Annotated in this window: 15 protein-coding genes and 1 other annotated feature; of the genes, 12 read left to right on the forward strand and 3 right to left on the reverse strand. The window is 57.3% G+C overall.

Annotation, left to right across the window (positions count from 1 at the left end):
* Positions 1–13: 13 nt before the first annotated feature.
* A complete protein-coding gene (gene gyrB / locus ACMGGX_RS09840; RefSeq protein WP_181594078.1) occupies positions 14–2425 on the forward strand; it encodes a DNA topoisomerase (ATP-hydrolyzing) subunit B in 2412 nt (803 codons plus the stop codon).
* Between the two features lie 34 nt (positions 2426–2459).
* Here gyrB and ACMGGX_RS09845 read toward each other — a convergent pair whose 3' ends face one another.
* Positions 2460–3395 (reverse strand): LysR family transcriptional regulator, encoded by a 936-nt coding sequence (locus ACMGGX_RS09845; RefSeq protein WP_348562061.1) that lies wholly within the window; start codon positions 3393–3395, stop codon positions 2460–2462.
* 110 nt (positions 3396–3505) lie between these two features.
* On the opposite strand from ACMGGX_RS09845, the gene ACMGGX_RS09850 reads away from it, so the two are divergent.
* The 8 genes from ACMGGX_RS09850 to ACMGGX_RS09885 all read left to right on the forward strand — a co-directional run bounded on the left by ACMGGX_RS09850 (position 3506) and on the right by ACMGGX_RS09885 (position 11692).
* Positions 3506–4531 (forward strand): NAD(P)-dependent alcohol dehydrogenase, encoded by a 1026-nt coding sequence (locus tag ACMGGX_RS09850; RefSeq protein WP_348562062.1) that lies wholly within the window; start codon positions 3506–3508, stop codon positions 4529–4531.
* 114 nt (positions 4532–4645) lie between these two features.
* Complete coding sequence (yidA, locus tag ACMGGX_RS09855) at positions 4646–5458, forward strand: sugar-phosphatase (protein WP_023309809.1); 813 nt, start codon at positions 4646–4648, stop codon at positions 5456–5458.
* Between the two features lie 226 nt (positions 5459–5684).
* Positions 5685–6374, forward strand: coding sequence for a D-galactonate utilization transcriptional regulator DgoR (dgoR, locus tag ACMGGX_RS09860; protein WP_003861109.1), 690 nt, complete (start codon positions 5685–5687; stop codon positions 6372–6374).
* The gene (locus tag ACMGGX_RS09865) at positions 6371–7249 is read left to right on the forward strand and encodes a 2-dehydro-3-deoxygalactonokinase (RefSeq protein ID WP_348562063.1); all 879 of its coding nucleotides are present in this window, start codon (positions 6371–6373) and stop codon (positions 7247–7249) included. Before dgoR ends, ACMGGX_RS09865 begins: the two co-directional genes overlap by 4 nt.
* On the forward strand, positions 7233–7850 hold the full coding sequence (locus tag ACMGGX_RS09870; RefSeq protein WP_325760662.1) for a 2-dehydro-3-deoxy-6-phosphogalactonate aldolase: 618 nt from the start codon (positions 7233–7235) through the stop codon (positions 7848–7850). Before ACMGGX_RS09865 ends, ACMGGX_RS09870 begins: the two co-directional genes overlap by 17 nt.
* Positions 7847–8995, forward strand: a complete 1149-nt coding sequence (gene dgoD / locus ACMGGX_RS09875) for a galactonate dehydratase (RefSeq protein ID WP_126797243.1) — start codon at positions 7847–7849, stop codon at positions 8993–8995. Before ACMGGX_RS09870 ends, dgoD begins: the two co-directional genes overlap by 4 nt.
* Before the next feature lie 78 nt (positions 8996–9073).
* The gene (locus ACMGGX_RS09880) at positions 9074–10411 is read left to right on the forward strand and encodes an MFS transporter (RefSeq protein WP_348562064.1); all 1338 of its coding nucleotides are present in this window, start codon (positions 9074–9076) and stop codon (positions 10409–10411) included.
* A 51-nt stretch (positions 10412–10462) separates the two neighbouring features.
* Positions 10463–11692, forward strand: coding sequence for a DUF3748 domain-containing protein (locus ACMGGX_RS09885; protein ID WP_420298314.1), 1230 nt, complete (start codon positions 10463–10465; stop codon positions 11690–11692).
* Here ACMGGX_RS09885 and ACMGGX_RS09890 read toward each other — a convergent pair.
* On the reverse strand, positions 11689–12021 hold the full coding sequence (locus tag ACMGGX_RS09890) for a YceK/YidQ family lipoprotein (protein ID WP_032662055.1): 333 nt from the start codon (positions 12019–12021) through the stop codon (positions 11689–11691). The two genes, ACMGGX_RS09885 and ACMGGX_RS09890, sit on opposite strands and share 4 nt — an antisense overlap.
* Positions 12022–12269: 248 nt before the next feature.
* Positions 12270–12341 (forward strand) — a sequence feature (ROSE (Repression Of Heat Shock gene Expression) occurs in the 5'-region of heat shock genes and acts as an RNA thermometer to modulate expression.).
* Here ACMGGX_RS09890 and ibpA point away from each other — a divergent pair.
* The 3 genes from ibpA to ACMGGX_RS09905 all read left to right on the forward strand — a co-directional run bounded on the left by ibpA (position 12335) and on the right by ACMGGX_RS09905 (position 15144).
* Positions 12335–12745 carry a small heat shock chaperone IbpA gene (ibpA, locus tag ACMGGX_RS09895; RefSeq protein WP_008500162.1) on the forward strand — a complete coding sequence of 137 codons (411 nt, stop codon included), beginning with the start codon at positions 12335–12337 and terminating at the stop codon, positions 12743–12745. (Overlaps the previous feature by 7 nt.)
* 136 nt (positions 12746–12881) lie before the next feature.
* Positions 12882–13310, forward strand: a complete 429-nt coding sequence (ibpB, locus tag ACMGGX_RS09900) for a small heat shock chaperone IbpB (protein WP_032662053.1) — start codon at positions 12882–12884, stop codon at positions 13308–13310.
* Positions 13311–13482: 172 nt separating this feature from the next.
* Positions 13483–15144, forward strand: a complete 1662-nt coding sequence (locus ACMGGX_RS09905) for a putative transporter (protein WP_039260365.1) — start codon at positions 13483–13485, stop codon at positions 15142–15144.
* On the opposite strand, the gene ACMGGX_RS09910 is transcribed toward ACMGGX_RS09905, so the two are convergent.
* Positions 15124–15858 (reverse strand): GntR family transcriptional regulator, encoded by a 735-nt coding sequence (locus ACMGGX_RS09910; RefSeq protein ID WP_348562066.1) that lies wholly within the window; start codon positions 15856–15858, stop codon positions 15124–15126. The two genes, ACMGGX_RS09905 and ACMGGX_RS09910, sit on opposite strands and share 21 nt — an antisense overlap.
* Between the last annotated feature and the right edge of the window lie 134 nt (positions 15859–15992).

Raw genomic sequence — 15992 nt, forward strand, 5'->3', positions numbered from 1 at the left:
GCGAGAAACGTTGATGTCGAATTCTTATGACTCCTCCAGTATCAAAGTCCTGAAAGGGCTGGATGCGGTGCGTAAGCGCCCGGGTATGTATATCGGCGACACGGATGACGGCACCGGTCTGCACCACATGGTATTCGAGGTGGTAGATAACGCTATCGACGAAGCGCTCGCGGGTCACTGTAAAGACATCGTGGTCACCATCCATGCGGACAACTCCGTCTCCGTCACCGATGATGGTCGCGGCATCCCAACCGGTATTCACCCGGAAGAGGGCGTCTCTGCTGCGGAAGTGATCATGACCGTGCTGCACGCAGGCGGTAAGTTCGACGATAACTCCTATAAAGTTTCCGGCGGCCTGCACGGCGTAGGCGTCTCCGTGGTTAACGCCCTGTCGCAGAAGCTGGAGCTGGTTATCCAGCGCGAAGGCAAAATCCACCGTCAGCTCTATACGCACGGCGTGCCGCAGGCACCGCTGGCCGTTACTGGCGATACCGACAAAACCGGTACCATGGTGCGTTTCTGGCCGAGCCTCGAAACCTTCACCAACGTCACCGAATTCGAGTACGACATTCTGGCGAAACGCCTGCGTGAACTGTCGTTCCTGAACTCCGGCGTCTCTATCCGCCTGCGCGACAAGCGTGACGGCAAAGAAGACCACTTCCACTACGAAGGTGGTATCAAAGCGTTCGTTGAGTATCTGAACAAGAACAAAACGCCTATTCACCCGAATATCTTCTATTTCTCCACCGAGAAAGACGGTATCGGCGTGGAAGTGGCGCTGCAGTGGAACGACGGTTTCCAGGAAAACATCTACTGCTTCACCAACAACATTCCACAGCGTGACGGCGGTACGCACCTTGCAGGCTTCCGTGCGGCGATGACCCGTACCCTGAACGCCTACATGGACAAAGAAGGCTACAGCAAGAAAGCGAAAGTCAGCGCCACCGGTGACGACGCCCGTGAAGGCCTGATTGCAGTTGTCTCCGTGAAGGTGCCGGATCCGAAGTTCTCCTCACAGACCAAAGACAAGCTGGTCTCTTCCGAGGTGAAATCGGCGGTTGAACAGCAGATGAACGAACTGCTGAGCGAATACCTGCTGGAAAACCCGTCCGACGCGAAAATCGTGGTGGGTAAAATTATCGATGCGGCGCGTGCCCGTGAAGCGGCGCGTAAAGCCCGTGAAATGACCCGTCGTAAAGGCGCGCTGGATCTCGCAGGCCTGCCGGGCAAACTGGCTGACTGCCAGGAACGCGACCCGGCGCTGTCCGAACTGTACCTCGTGGAAGGGGACTCCGCGGGCGGTTCTGCGAAGCAGGGCCGTAACCGTAAGAACCAGGCTATCCTGCCGCTGAAGGGTAAAATCCTCAACGTTGAGAAAGCCCGTTTCGACAAGATGCTCTCTTCTCAGGAAGTGGCGACCCTCATCACCGCGCTGGGCTGCGGCATCGGCCGTGATGAGTATAACCCGGACAAACTGCGTTACCACAGCATCATCATCATGACCGATGCGGACGTCGACGGCTCGCACATTCGTACGCTGCTGTTGACCTTCTTCTATCGTCAGATGCCTGAAATCGTTGAGCGTGGCCACGTCTACATTGCACAGCCGCCGCTGTACAAGGTGAAGAAAGGCAAGCAGGAACAGTACATTAAAGACGACGAAGCGATGGATCAGTACCAAATCGCGATCGCCCTTGATGGCGCGACCCTGCATGCGAACTCGCACGCCCCTGCATTGGCCGGCGAGCCGCTGGAGCGTCTGGTGTCCGAATTCAACGCCACGCAGAAAATGATTACGCGTATGGAACGCCGTTATCCGAAAACGCTGCTGAAGGAGCTGGTTTATCAGCCGACCCTGACCGAAGCCGATCTGAGCAACGAGCAGACCGTAACCCGCTGGGTGAACGCCCTGGTGACCGATCTCAACGAGAAAGAGCAGCACGGCAGCATGTGGAAATGCGATATTCAGCAGAACGCCGATAAGCAGTTCGAGCCTATTATTCGCGTGCGTACCCACGGCGTTGATACCGACTACCCGCTGGAGCACGAGTTTGTGACCGGTCCGGAATACCGCCGTATCTGCACGCTCGGCGAGACGCTGCGTGGCCTGATCGAAGACGATGCATTCATCGAACGTGGCGAACGTCGTCAGCCGGTAGCCAGCTTCGAGCAGGCGCTGGACTGGCTGGTGAAAGAGTCTCGTCGTGGTCTTGCGATCCAGCGCTATAAAGGTCTGGGTGAAATGAACCCGGAGCAGCTGTGGGAAACTACCATGGATCCGGAAAGCCGCCGCATGCTGCGCGTTACCGTTAAAGACGCGATTGCTGCAGACCAGCTGTTCACGACCCTGATGGGCGATGCGGTTGAACCACGTCGTGCCTTCATCGAAGAGAACGCCCTGAAAGCGGCGAATATCGATATCTAATCGACGTTATACCGCACGATAACTGGCCGCGCTTTTAGCGCGGCTTTTTTGTGAGCGCAGGCATATCCAGCGACATCACGGACGGTAAACGGCTCGCCAGCGTATCTATCGCTATTCTTACCCTCAGCGGCAGATGCGGCGTCTGCTGCCACACGGCATGAACGTTGAAATGCACATCCGGTGCCTGCTTTAAGAGCGGGACGAGTTTACCCTGGTGAATATCTTTGACGACCATCCAGCAGGGCAGCCATGCAATGCCGTGTCCGGCCAGCGCAGCGTCGCAGATCGCCTGCAAATCATCCATATTGAGCGACGATCGGGGCGTAAAGGTGTGCGACGTTCCTTCGTTATCCATCAGCTGCCAGGATAACACTCTGCCTGCGCTCAAATAGTTAATGGCCGTATGCTGGGATAAATCATTAACGCTTTGTGGCTGGCCTTTCTTCAGCAGATACTCCGGCGCGGCGCACAGCACCATGCGGTGTTCTCCCAGCTTTCTGGCGACCAGCACGCTGCTGTCCTGAAGCGTGCCGTTACGCACCGCCATATCAAACCCTTCCTCGACCAGATCCACCACGCGGTCGCTGAATGACATTTCCAGCTCAAGCCCGGGGTGTTCCTGAGCCAGCGCTATCAGCAGCGGGGCGACACACTGGCGACCAAACAGCACCGGCATGGAAATGCGCAGGCGACCGCTGACCTGCTGTTTCCCCGTTTCAAGCAGCGATTCCGCACTCCGAATCTCCTCCAGCGCGCGCAGGCAGCGTTCATAAAAAAGGGCGCCGTTATCGGTCAGACTCTGACTGCGGGTGGTGCGCTGAAAAAGACGTACCCCCAGCCGTTGTTCAAGGCGAGCGATGCTTTTTCCGACCGCCGAGCGTGACAAATGCAGACGAATGGCGGCCTGCGCAAAACTTCCCGCCTCAACGGCGGCCACAAAAACAGGAATATCCTTCAGCGTATCGGTCATGGATTGTATCTATTGTGGCGTCAATAAAGAGAAAACTTATCGCCACTGGCGACCTTTAGTCAACGGTAGACTGTCAGGACTAAAGCTCATCTGATGGCAGGAGAAATAAAATGACAGAGACAATGCAACGCTGGTCCATGGATGCTCTCGGGCGCGAGAACCTCAAGCTGACTCAGGCGCCCGTCCCACAGCCGGGCCCGGGTGAAGTGCGCGTAAGGGTGAATGCCGTTGCGCTTAACTATCGCGATAAAATGGTTGTTGAAGGCACAATGCCCATCCCGCTTTCCTTCCCGTTTACCCCAGCGTCTGACATGGCGGGCGTGGTGGACAGCATCGGTGAAGGCGTTACGCGCTTCCAGCCCGGCGCGCGCGTCATCTCAACCTTCTTCCCTGAGTGGATCGACGGTAAGCCGCAGGCGGACGCGCGCAATCTGCCCTATAAAACGTCCGGCGGATACTTTCAGGGCATGCTGTCCGAGTATGTGATTGTGAATGAAGGCGCGCTGGTGGCCTCCCCGGAGACTCTGGATGACGCCGAGGCCAGCACGCTGCCCTGCGCAGGGCTCACCGCCTGGTTTGCGCTGGTGGAGCGCGGCCAGCTGCGCGCCGGGCAATCGGTGCTGGTGCAGGGCACGGGCGGCGTGGCGATATTCGCCCTGCAAATCGCAAAAGCGCACGGGGCGGAGGTTTTTGTCACCTCGGGGAGTGATGAAAAACTGGAGCTGGCCAAAAAGCTGGGAGCCAGCCAGGGCATCAACCGTCTGAAAGGCGACTGGGCGGAAAACACGCTGGCGCTCACGCAGGATCGCGGCATCGACCATATTATTGAAACCGTAGGCGGAGAGAACCTGAAGCATTCCCTGCGCGCCGTTGCCGTTCACGGACGTATCTCCGTCATTGGCGTGCTGGCCGGGACGGAGATTACGCTCTCTGCTGGCGAACTGCTGCTGAAATCACCCGTCATTCAGGGGATTGGCGTGGGGCACCGCCGGGCGCTGGAAGATTTTGTCCGCGCAGTTGACGTCACGGGGCTGAAGCCGGTGATCGAGCATCGCTACCGTTTTAACGAGCTTGAACAGGCGTTTGAACACCTCGATCGCGGCGCGTTCGGTAAAATAGTTCTCACCCGCGAGTAAGCCTTTGTTCCCCGGGATAAGCGTAAAAGGGGGCTTTTGTTGCGCAATGTAGCTCTATTTTTGTGGGCTTAATCGCGTTAGCATGAGGCAGCACTCATTTATTCCGGGGAACTCATGGCTATCAAACTCATTGCAATCGACATGGACGGCACGCTGCTGCTGCCAGACCACACCATTTCTCCAGCCGTTAAAAACGCGATCGCCGCGGCGCGCGCAAAGGGCGTGAATGTGGTCCTGACCACGGGGCGTCCGTATGCGGGCGTACACAGCTACCTGAAAGAGCTGCACATGAATCAGCCGGGCGACTACTGCATCACCTATAACGGCGCGCTGGTGCAGAAAGCCGCTGACGGCAGTACGGTTGCGCAAACCGCGCTGAGCTACGATGACTATCTGTTCCTGGAAAAACTATCCCGTGAAGTGGGTTCCCACTTCCACGCGCTCGATCGCAATACGCTCTATACCGCCAACCGCGATATCAGCTACTACACGGTACATGAATCCTACGTTGCGACCATTCCGCTGGTGTTCTGTGAAGCGGAGAAAATGGACCCGGCGACGCAGTTCCTGAAAGTGATGATGATCGACGAGCCGGAGATCCTGGATAAAGCGATTGCGCGCATTCCGGCGGAGGTAAAAGAGAAGTATACCGTGCTGAAAAGTGCGCCGTACTTCCTCGAAATCCTCGATAAACGCGTCAATAAAGGCACCGGTGTCAAATCACTGGCCGATGCGCTGGGCATTAAACAGGAAGAGATCATGGCGCTGGGCGACCAGGAAAATGACATCGCGATGATCGAATTCGCCGGTATGGGCGTGGCGATGGATAACGCCATTCCATCCGTGAAAGAAGTTGCCAACTTCGTGACCAAATCCAACCTGGAAGACGGCGTTGCCTACGCGATCGAGAAGTTTGTGCTGCAGTAACGCTTATTTTTAATCATCAGCCTCGGTTATCAACCGGGGCTTTTTTTTGCGCTGAATTTATTGGGTTGTTCTTTTTGTGATCTTGATTGTAGTACAACATTAAATGATTGTACTACATTACAGCCATGGCAAAGACGAACTCCCTCACGTTTGTACTGCAAAAGTGAGGTGAAATTCAGCGGTCGCGGTAAAGTAGTGATGGACATACAGAGCACAAGGACTCTCCATGACACTCAATAAAACCGATCGCATCGTCATCACGCTGGGCACCCAGATTGTGGGTGGCAAATACGTTCCCGGTTCGCCGCTGCCGGCAGAGGCCGAACTGTGTGAGGAGTTTGAAACCTCGCGCAACATCATCCGGGAAGTATTCCGCTCGCTGATGGCGAAGCGGCTGATTGAAATGAAGCGCTATCGCGGCGCGTTTGTTGCCCCGCGTAACCAGTGGAACTATCTCGATACCGACGTGCTGCAGTGGGTGCTGGAAAATGACTACGACCCGCGGCTTATCGGCGCGATGAGCGAAGTCCGAAACCTGGTTGAACCGGCCATCGCCCGCTGGGCGGCGGAACGCGCAACTTCCGGCGATTTGGCCCAGATCGAGTCGGCTTTAAACGACATGATCGCCAATAACCAGAACCGGGAGGCGTTTAACGAGGCAGATATTCGCTACCACGAAGCGGTGCTGCAGTCGGTGCATAACCCGGTATTACAGCAGCTTAGCGTAGCGATCAGCTCGCTACAGCGAGCAGTATTTGAACGTACCTGGATGGGCGATGAGGCCAACATGCCGAAAACGCTCCAGGAACATAAAGCGCTGTTCGATGCGATACGGCATCAGGACGGCGATGCGGCAGAGCAGGCGGCACTTACCATGATTGCCAGCTCGACACGAAGGCTGAAGGAAATCACATGACATCTCGCTACATCGCAATTGACTGGGGATCGACCAATCTGCGCGCCTGGCTGTATCAGGGCGAGCAGTGCCTGGAAAGCAGGCAATCAGAAGCAGGCGTGACGCGCCTGAACGGTAAATCCCCCGAGGCGGTGTTAGCAGAGGTCACACAACGCTGGCGCGACAGCGCCACGCCGGTAGTGATGGCGGGTATGGTAGGCAGCAACGTAGGGTGGAAAATCGCCCCTTATTTGCCGGTTCCCGCCCATTTCTCGGCGATTGGCGAGCAGTTAACGTCCGTTGGCGACAATATCTGGATTATTCCCGGCTTGTGCGTTTCTCGCGACGACAACCACAACGTGATGCGCGGCGAAGAGACGCAGCTGCTTGGCGCGCGCGCGCTTTCTCCTTCTTCTGTCTACGTCATGCCCGGAACGCACTGCAAGTGGGTCCAGGCTGACGCTGAGCAAATCCACGACTTTCGCACCGTGATGACCGGCGAGCTGCACCATTTGCTGCTCAACCATTCGCTGGTCGGGGCCGGTTTGCCGGAGCAGGAAGCCTCGGCAGAGGCGTTTGCTGCCGGGCTTGAACGTGGGATCGCTTCTCCTGATGTTTTGCCGCACCTTTTTGAGGTTCGCGCCTCGCACGTGCTGGGAAATCTCCCTCGCGAGCAGGTCAGCGAGTTTCTTTCCGGCCTGCTGATTGGCGCTGAGGTTGCCAGCATGCGTGATTTCATCGCGCACGAGCAGGCCATCACCATTGTCGCAGGCGCATCGCTGACGTCGCGCTACGAGCAGGCGTTTCGCGCCGTGGGGCGCGATGTTTCAACGCTATCCGGCGACACGGCATTTCAGGCAGGAATAAGGAGCATCGCTCATGCAGTGGCAAACTGATCTTCCCCTTATCGCAATTTTGCGCGGTATCACGCCCGATGAGGCGTTAGCCCACGTCGGCGCGGTTATTGACGCCGGGTTCGACGCGGTGGAAATCCCGCTTAACTCTCCCGAGTGGGAAAAAAGCATTCCGGCCGTGGTGAAGGCCTTTGGTGATAAGGCGCTGATTGGCGCAGGCACCGTGTTACAGCCTGAGCAGGTGGATCGGCTGGCTAAGATGGGCTGCGGGCTTATCGTCACGCCCAATATTCAGCCTGAGGTGATCCGCCGTGCGGTGGGGCACGGCATGACCGTCTGCCCGGGCTGCGCCACCGCCACGGAGGCCTTTACTGCTCTCGAAGCAGGCGCACAGTCGCTCAAAATTTTCCCGTCATCGGCTTTTGGTCCGGACTACATCAAAGCGCTGAAAGCGGTATTGCCCGCCAGCGTGCCGGTCTTTGCCGTGGGCGGCGTAACGCCAGAAAACCTGGGCCAGTGGATGAGCGCTGGCTGTGTGGGCGCAGGGCTGGGCAGCGATCTTTATCGTGCCGGACAGTCCGTTGAACGTACCGCACAGCAGGCGGCAGCATTTGTGAAAGCGTATCGAGAGGCAGTGAAATGAAAATAACCAAACTCACCACGTACCGTTTACCCCCGCGCTGGATGTTCCTGAAAATCGAAACCGATGAAGGGGTTGTGGGCTGGGGCGAACCGGTGATTGAAGGGCGGGCGCGTACCGTAGAAGCGGCAGTGCACGAGCTGGGGGAATACCTGATTGGTCAGGATCCGGCGCGCATTAACGACCTTTGGCAGGTGATGTACCGCGCGGGCTTCTACCGCGGGGGGCCGATCCTGATGAGCGCCATCGCCGGCATCGACCAGGCGCTGTGGGATATCAAAGGCAAAGTGCTGAACGCGCCGGTCTGGCAATTGATGGGCGGCCTGGTGCGCGACAAAATAAAAGCCTACAGCTGGGTCGGCGGTGACCGTCCTGCGGAAGTGATTGATGGCATCACGCAGCTGCGCAACATCGGCTTCGACACTTTCAAGCTCAACGGCTGCGAAGAGATGGGCATTATCGACAGCTCGCGTGCGGTGGACCGGGCGGTGAATACCGTGGCGCAAATCCGTGAAGCCTTCGGCAACGAGATTGAGTTTGGTCTGGACTTCCACGGCCGCGTCAGCGCGCCGATGGCCAAAGTGCTGATTAAAGAGCTGGAGCCGTATCGTCCGCTGTTTATTGAAGAACCGGTGCTGGCCGAGCAGGCCGAGTACTATCCGAAACTGGCTGAACAGACCCACATTCCTATCGCGGCGGGTGAACGTATGTTCTCGCGCTTCGAGTTTAAACGCGTGCTTGAAGCGGGCGGCATTGCCATTCTGCAGCCGGACCTCTCTCACGCGGGCGGCATCACCGAATGCTACAAAATTGCCGGGATGGCCGAAGCCTACGATGTGGCGCTGGCACCGCACTGCCCGCTTGGCCCGATCGCGCTGGCTGCCTGTTTGCACGTCGACTTTGTCTCCCGCAACGCGGTGTTCCAGGAACAGAGCATGGGGATTCACTATAACAAGGGCGCGGAACTGCTCGATTTTGTGAAAAATAAAGAAGACTTCTGCATGGAAGGCGGTTTCTTTAAACCGTTAACGAAGCCGGGCCTTGGCGTAGAAATTGACGAAGCCAAAGTCATTGAGCTGAGTAAAAATGCGCCGGACTGGCGTAACCCGCTGTGGCGTCATGAGGACGGCAGCGTAGCGGAATGGTAATCGCCATCCCGTAGACCCGGTAAGCCTCCGGGCAAAAATCATACATACAAAAATATAACCCTCTGTAAATTACAGGGCATGGTGAGCGGCTTCGCTATGCCCAAAATCTGGAGACAGATTGCGATGGATATTCCAGTTACCGCTACAAAAACCGGGCGTCGCCGCTACCTGACGCTGATTATGATCTTTATTACCGTGGTCATTTGCTATGTAGACCGCGCCAACCTTGCCGTGGCATCGGCCCATATCCAGGAAGAGTTTGGCATCACCAAAGCGGAAATGGGCTACGTCTTTTCGGCGTTTGCCTGGCTGTATACGGTATGTCAGATCCCGGGCGGCTGGTTCCTTGACCGCGTGGGTTCACGTCTGACCTACTTTATCGCCATTTTCGGCTGGTCCGTGGCGACCCTGTTCCAGGGCTTTGCGACCGGGCTGATGTCGCTGATTGGCCTGCGCGCCATCACCGGGGTGTTCGAAGCGCCCGCGTTTCCCACCAACAACCGCATGGTGACCAGCTGGTTCCCGGAACACGAGCGCGCGTCCGCCGTTGGCTTTTACACCTCCGGGCAGTTTGTCGGCCTGGCGTTCCTGACGCCGCTGCTGATCTGGATCCAGGAGCTGCTGAGCTGGCACTGGGTATTCATCGTCACGGGTGGGATTGGCATTGTCTGGTCGCTGATCTGGTTCAAGGTTTACCAGCCGCCGCGTCTGACCAAAAGCATCACCAAAGCCGAGCTGGACTACATCCGCGACGGCGGTGGCCTGGTGGACGGCGATGCGCCGGTGAAAAAAGAGGCGCGCCAGCCGCTGACCAAAGCGGACTGGAAGCTGGTCTTCCATCGTAAGCTGGTGGGCGTTTATCTGGGCCAGTTCGCGGTGACCTCCACGCTGTGGTTCTTCCTTACCTGGTTCCCGAACTACCTGACCCAGGAGAAAGGCATCACGGCGCTGAAGGCGGGCTTTATGACCACCGTGCCGTTCCTCGCGGCGTTCTTCGGCGTGCTGCTCTCCGGCTGGCTGGCCGATAAGCTGGTGAAAAAGGGCTACTCGCTGGGCGTGGCGCGTAAAACGCCGATCATCTGCGGGTTGCTGATCTCCACCTGCATCATGGGCGCCAACTACACCAACGATCCGGTGTGGATTATGACCCTGATGGCGGTGGCGTTCTTCGGTAACGGTTTCGCCTCTATCACCTGGTCGCTGGTGTCGTCCCTTGCGCCGATGCGGCTGATTGGCCTGACCGGCGGCGTGTTCAACTTTGTCGGCGGGCTGGGCGGGATCACCGTACCGCTGGTCATCGGCTACCTGGCGCAGGACTACGGCTTCGGCCCGGCGCTGGTCTATATTTCTGTCGTGGCGCTGATCGGGGCACTCTCCTACATCCTGCTGGTGGGTGATGTGAAACGAGTAGGCTAATCCCTGCGGATGTTTTACCCTGATGCACTCACCGTGCATCAGGGTATCCTCATGAAACAAATCACCTTCGCTTCCCGCAACCACCAGCTGACCAACATCAATACCTGGACGCCGGACAGCCAGTGGCTGGTCTACGACGTGCGCCCGTCCGGTGCGTCGTTCACCGGTGAAACCATCGAGCGGGTCAATGTCGCGACGGGTGAGGTAGAGGTGGTATATCGCGCGACTGACGACGCGCATGTCGGCGTGGTGACCGTTCATCCTGCAGAAGAGAAATATGTCTTTATCCACGGCCCGAAAAACCCGGATGCGGACTGGCACTACGATTTTCATCATCGTCAGGGAGTGGTTGCACAAAACGGTCAGGTGAGCAACCTGGACGCGATGGATATCACAGCGCCTTACACCGCAGGCGCGCTGCGCGGCGGCAGCCACGTCCATGTCTTCAGCCCGAACGGGCGGCTCGTCAGCTTTACCTATAACGACCATGTTCTGCACGAGCGCGATCCTAAACTCGATTTACGCAACGTCGGCGTGGCTGCGCCTTACGGCCCGGTGAACCCGCGCGGAAACCATCCGCGCGAATATTCAGGTACATTCTGGAGCGTGCTGGTCAGCCGCACCACGCCTAACCCACAGCCGGGCAGCGATGAAATCAACCGCGCTTACGAAGAGGGGTGGGTGGGCAACGACAGGCTGGCGTTTATCGGCGACACCCTCTCCGCGCAGGGCGAAAAAGTACCCGAACTGTTTATCGTAAATTTGCCGGAAGACGAGCAGGGCTGGAAGCGTGCGGGCGATGCGCCGCTACAGGGCACGACGGAGACCCTGCCAGCGCCACCTGCGGGTGTGAAGCAGCGTCGTTTGACCTTTACGCATCAGAGGGCGTACCCGGGCCTGGTGAACGTGCCGCGTCACTGGGTTCGCTGTAACCCGCAGGGGACACAGATTGCGTTTCTGATGCGGGATGATAACGGCATCGTGCAGCTGTGGCTGATCTCTCCTGAGGGCGGCGAGCCGCGCCAGTTGACGCGTAACGGGAGCGATATTCAGTCTGCATTTAACTGGCATCCTTCCGGCGATCGTCTGGGGTTTGTGCTCGAAAATCGGATCGCCTGCTGCGACGCACAGACCGGAGAGGTGACGTTTTTGACGTCCGATCACGGCAACCCACCGTCTGCTGATGCGGTCGTGTTTTCCCCTGACGGGCGCGTTATTGCGTGGATGGAGGAGACAGCCGGTTTCCGTCAGCTTTGGGTGACGGAAACCGCGCAGTACTAGCGTGGAGGCATGTCAGCGGGCGGGATGACGGCGTTTGTCGCCAGATTTTCCTGCTCGCTTTTCTCTACCCGCGAGCGTACGGAGTTGTCCTTACGAAACATATCCCACGGCAGCAGAAGCGTATCCGCCACGGCCGTAAACGGCATATCCAGGATAACCAGGGATTTGGTGCCCCAGTTTGTATCGTCATCGGAGATCATCGCCGCGCTGGCGCGCGTCCCCGGATATGTTCCTTCTTTACCGCCGGTGTGAGACATCACGCTCGAACACCCGCAAAGTAACACTACCCCGCTGAACGTCGTCAGCTTTATCAGAACATTTTTCATCATCACTCAGTCATCGTTAATGGCACTGCATAGACCTGCAACTCAGGGTTATAGCGAGCCTTATCCAAAATGGATAGCCCTATAACCCCGCACTGTGGCAGCCATCGCAATTTAACCCTTTGTGCTGTTGTCCCAGTCTATGCGAGATGCAGGAAAGTGCAAAAAAAAGTGCAGCTGTCGTTCTTGAAAAGCCCGATTGCAGACCCATTTTAAGAATGTGGCCCGATAACGAACTCGCCTGATGGGTGTTCGGGGGCGCAAAGGCCTGTCCACGGTGGAAGGCTACAATTTCTCGCTGATTTCAGGAGTTTTATTTATGCGTAACTTCGATCTTTCTCCGCTATACCGTTCTGCAATTGGTTTTGACCGCCTGTTTAACCATTTAGAAAATAACCAAAGCCAGAGCAACGGCTACCCTCCATACAATGTTGAGCTGGTTGACGAAAATCACTACCGCATCGCCATTGCCGTCGCCGGTTTTGCAGAAAACGAACTGGAGATCACCGCGCAGGACAACCTGCTGGTGGTGAAAGGTTCCCATACGGCCGAGCAGAAAGAACGTACCTATCTTTATCAGGGCATCGCCGAGCGCAACTTTGAACGCAAGTTCCAGTTAGCCGAGAACATTCACGTTAAAGGCGCGAACCTGGTCAATGGCCTGCTGTTTATCGAACTGGAACGTGTGATTCCGGAAGAGAAAAAACCGCGCCGTATCGAAATTAACTAATTACGCGGGTCGCGTGAGCGGCCCACCCGGACTTGCTTGCCGTAACGGGAGCATATGTGAATCCATCAGGATTTGCAGGAACAACTGCGCACAAAATTAGACTGTGCCGAACTCGCTTCTCAGAAGGAGATTTAGTATGCGTAACTATGATTTATCCCCCCTGCTGCGTCAGTGGATTGGTTTTGACAAACTGGCTAACGCCCTGCAAAGCACCACCGAGCAACAGACGTTTCCGCCGTACAACATCGAAAAAAGCGACGATAACCACTATCGCATTACCCTTGCGCTGGCCGGTTTCCGCCAGGACGATCTGGACATCCAGCTTGAAGGCACTCGCCTGACCGTGAAGGGAACGCCGGAAAAACAAGAGACCGAGACAAAATGGCTGCATCAGGGGCTGGTTAATCAGCCGTTTAGCCTGAGCTTTACCCTGGCAGACCATATGGAAGTGTCCGGCGCAACGTTTACCAACGGTCTGCTGCATATCGACCTGATCCGCAACGTGCCGGAAGCCATCGCGCCGCAGCGTATCGCCATTAGCGAGCGGCCAGCGTTAAACAGTTAACAAGCCCGCCGAACCTGTAGGTCGGGTAAGGCGCAGCCGCCACCCGACAATACTCATAGACTGCACGAAGCCCTGCCCCGGCAGGGCTTTTTTGTGCGCCATCGCCCATACAATCGCATCCGGCTCTGAGAGAATCCTTAGCATAACTAAGGTTATGCACAGGAAGTGGATCATGAGTGATATCGCGTTAACCGTAAGCGTGTTGGCCCTGGTCGCTGTTGTTGGCCTGTGGATAGGGAATATCAAAATCCGTGGCGTCGGGTTTGGGATAGGCGGGGTGCTGTTTGGCGGCATTTTTGTCGGGCACTTCGCCGACAAGCTCGGGCTGGTCCTCAGCGCCGAAATGCTCCACTTTACCCAGGAGTTCGGCCTGATCCTCTTCGTTTATACCATCGGTATTCAGGTGGGACCGGGCTTTTTCGCCTCACTTCGGGTTTCCGGTTTACGGCTCAACCTGTTTGCCCTCGGTATTGTGGTAATGGGCGGGCTGGTCACCGCAATTCTGCACAAAATCTTCGATATCCCGCTCCCCGTGGTGCTGGGCATTTTCTCCGGGGCGGTCACAAACACGCCTGCTCTCGGTGCCGGGCAGCAAATCCTGCGCGATTTGGGTATCGAACCCGGCATTGTCGACCAGATGGGGATGAGCTACGCCATGGCCTATCCGTTTGGCATTTGCGGCATTCTGCTTTCCATGTGGCTGGTCCGCGTCCTGTTTCGCATTAACGTCGACAAAGAGGCGAAGGACCACGAAACCACCCTCACCAACGGTCATATGCCAATTAAAACCATCAACATTCGGGTCGATAACCCCAACCTGAACAATATGGCGATTCAGGACGTGCCGATCCTGAACAGCGCCAATATCATCTGCTCCCGCCTCAAGCGTGACGATATGCTGATGGTGCCCGCGCCCGGCACCGTCATTCGGCAGGGCGATCTGCTGCACCTGGTCGGCCAGCCCGGAGATTTAAACAACGCGCGGCTGGTGATTGGCCAGGAAGTGGATACCTCGCTCTCAACCCGCGGCACCGATATGCGCGTGGAACGCGTTGTGGTGACTAACGAACACGTTCTTGGCAAGAAAATACGCGATCTGCAGGTAAAAGAGCGCTACGACGTAGTGATCTCTCGCCTTAACCGTGCGGGTGTCGAGCTGGTCGCCAGCCCGGAAGCCAGCCTGCAGTTCGGGGATATCCTCAACCTGGTCGGGCGCCCGTCGTCCATCGACGCCGTGGCGGATATGGTGGGTAACGCCCAGCAAAAACTGCAGCAGGTGCAGATGCTGCCGGTATTTATCGGTATCGGGCTCGGCGTGCTGCTCGGTTCTATTCCGGTGTACGTGCCGGGCTTCCCGGTGGCGCTCAAGCTGGGCCTGGCGGGCGGGCCGCTGATTATGGCGCTGATCCTCGGGCGTATCGGCTGTATCGGGAAGCTTTACTGGTTTATGCCACCGAGCGCCAACCTGGCGCTGCGCGAGCTGGGTATCGTGCTGTTCCTGGCGGTGGTCGGGCTGAAGTCCGGCGGGGATTTTGTCGATACCCTGGTCAAGGGCGAAGGGATGAGCTGGGTTGGCTACGGCATCTTTATCACGGCGATCCCGCTGCTGACGGTGGGAATACTGGCGCGGATGTTCGCCAAAATGAACTACCTGACGCTGTGCGGGATGCTGGCGGGCTCCATGACCGATCCACCCGCGCTGGCTTTTGCCAACAACCTGCACGCCACCAGCGGTGCGGCCGCGCTCTCCTATGCCACCGTCTATCCGCTGGTGATGTTCCTGCGCATCATCACCCCGCAGCTACTGGCGGTGCTATTCTGGGGGATGAGCTAGTAAATCTTCCGGGTGGATGCGCCGCAGATGGTAGTCCACCTGGTAATCACTGGTATTTCTGAACATCACGGAATAATTGAGGAACTCGCCGCTGTCGCTGTAGGAGAGAGATGTAATTCGCAGCAGCGGCGTCTGTTCCGGCAGGTTCATATAACCGGCCAGCGTTTTATCTGCCAGCACCGGCGTCAGGCTCTCGTAGTTGCCGCTGATGGTGATCCCGCACTCCTTCTCGATGTAATCAAACTTAGACCCCTCAAGATGCGCCAGCGAGAGGTTGCGGAACAGCTTCACCGGCATAAAGCTGTCCTCCAGCATCAGCGGCTTCCCGTCCACGTAGCGCACACGCCGGGAAAAGTAGATCCGCTCATCCACCTGAATTCGCAGCTGGCTGGCGATGGCGGGCGGGGCGGGCATCACTTCAAACTGTAAGACCTTACTCTGCACCTCTTTTCCCTGCTGCCGCAGCACCTCCACCAGCCCGGTCAGGTTGGTGGTTTCGTGGTGAACGTCTTTGCGCGAGACAAAGGTTCCACTGCCGTGCCGCCGCTCAACCAGTCCCCAGCTCACCAGCAGATCGAGCGCCTTGCGGATGGTCATTCGCGCCACGCCGAACTCCTGCGCCAGCGCTTTTTCGCCGGGCAGCGGGCTGCCGATGTTGTAGTCCGACGAATTCAGCCGCAGCCGCAACCTGTCGGCAATAGATTTGTAGATCACCAGTAGACCTCTCTGCCCTTATCAGGGCTTGGATTGTGTCCTGACATGTCCATATTTACGTCAAAAAGTAGACCTGATTGGTCAAAATAAAACCATGAATGCGATCACGAATCGCAGCGGCACGCCATGTTCGC

This window comes from Enterobacter sp. BNK-29, from assembly GCF_048684785.1.
Classification (GTDB): Bacteria; Pseudomonadota; Gammaproteobacteria; order Enterobacterales; family Enterobacteriaceae; genus Enterobacter; species Enterobacter cloacae_M.

Bases quoted from the DNA above. Each gene is read 5' to 3' on its own strand.
- gyrB (WP_181594078.1), top strand. From the start codon at position 14: ATGTCGAATTCTTATGACTCCTCCAGTATCAAAGTCCTGAAAGGGCTG.
- ACMGGX_RS09845 (WP_348562061.1), bottom strand. From the start codon at position 3,395: ATGACCGATACGCTGAAGGATATTCCTGTTTTTGTGGCCGCCGTTGAG.
- ACMGGX_RS09850 (WP_348562062.1), top strand. From the start codon at position 3,506: ATGACAGAGACAATGCAACGCTGGTCCATGGATGCTCTCGGGCGCGAG.
- yidA (WP_023309809.1), top strand. From the start codon at position 4,646: ATGGCTATCAAACTCATTGCAATCGACATGGACGGCACGCTGCTGCTG.
- dgoR (WP_003861109.1), top strand. From the start codon at position 5,685: ATGACACTCAATAAAACCGATCGCATCGTCATCACGCTGGGCACCCAG.
- ACMGGX_RS09865 (WP_348562063.1), top strand. From the start codon at position 6,371: ATGACATCTCGCTACATCGCAATTGACTGGGGATCGACCAATCTGCGC.
- ACMGGX_RS09870 (WP_325760662.1), top strand. From the start codon at position 7,233: ATGCAGTGGCAAACTGATCTTCCCCTTATCGCAATTTTGCGCGGTATC.
- dgoD (WP_126797243.1), top strand. From the start codon at position 7,847: ATGAAAATAACCAAACTCACCACGTACCGTTTACCCCCGCGCTGGATG.
- ACMGGX_RS09880 (WP_348562064.1), top strand. From the start codon at position 9,074: ATGGTGAGCGGCTTCGCTATGCCCAAAATCTGGAGACAGATTGCGATG.
- ACMGGX_RS09885 (WP_420298314.1), top strand. From the start codon at position 10,463: ATGAAACAAATCACCTTCGCTTCCCGCAACCACCAGCTGACCAACATC.
- ACMGGX_RS09890 (WP_032662055.1), bottom strand. From the start codon at position 12,021: ATGATGAAAAATGTTCTGATAAAGCTGACGACGTTCAGCGGGGTAGTG.
- ibpA (WP_008500162.1), top strand. From the start codon at position 12,335: ATGCGTAACTTCGATCTTTCTCCGCTATACCGTTCTGCAATTGGTTTT.
- ibpB (WP_032662053.1), top strand. From the start codon at position 12,882: ATGCGTAACTATGATTTATCCCCCCTGCTGCGTCAGTGGATTGGTTTT.
- ACMGGX_RS09905 (WP_039260365.1), top strand. From the start codon at position 13,483: ATGAGTGATATCGCGTTAACCGTAAGCGTGTTGGCCCTGGTCGCTGTT.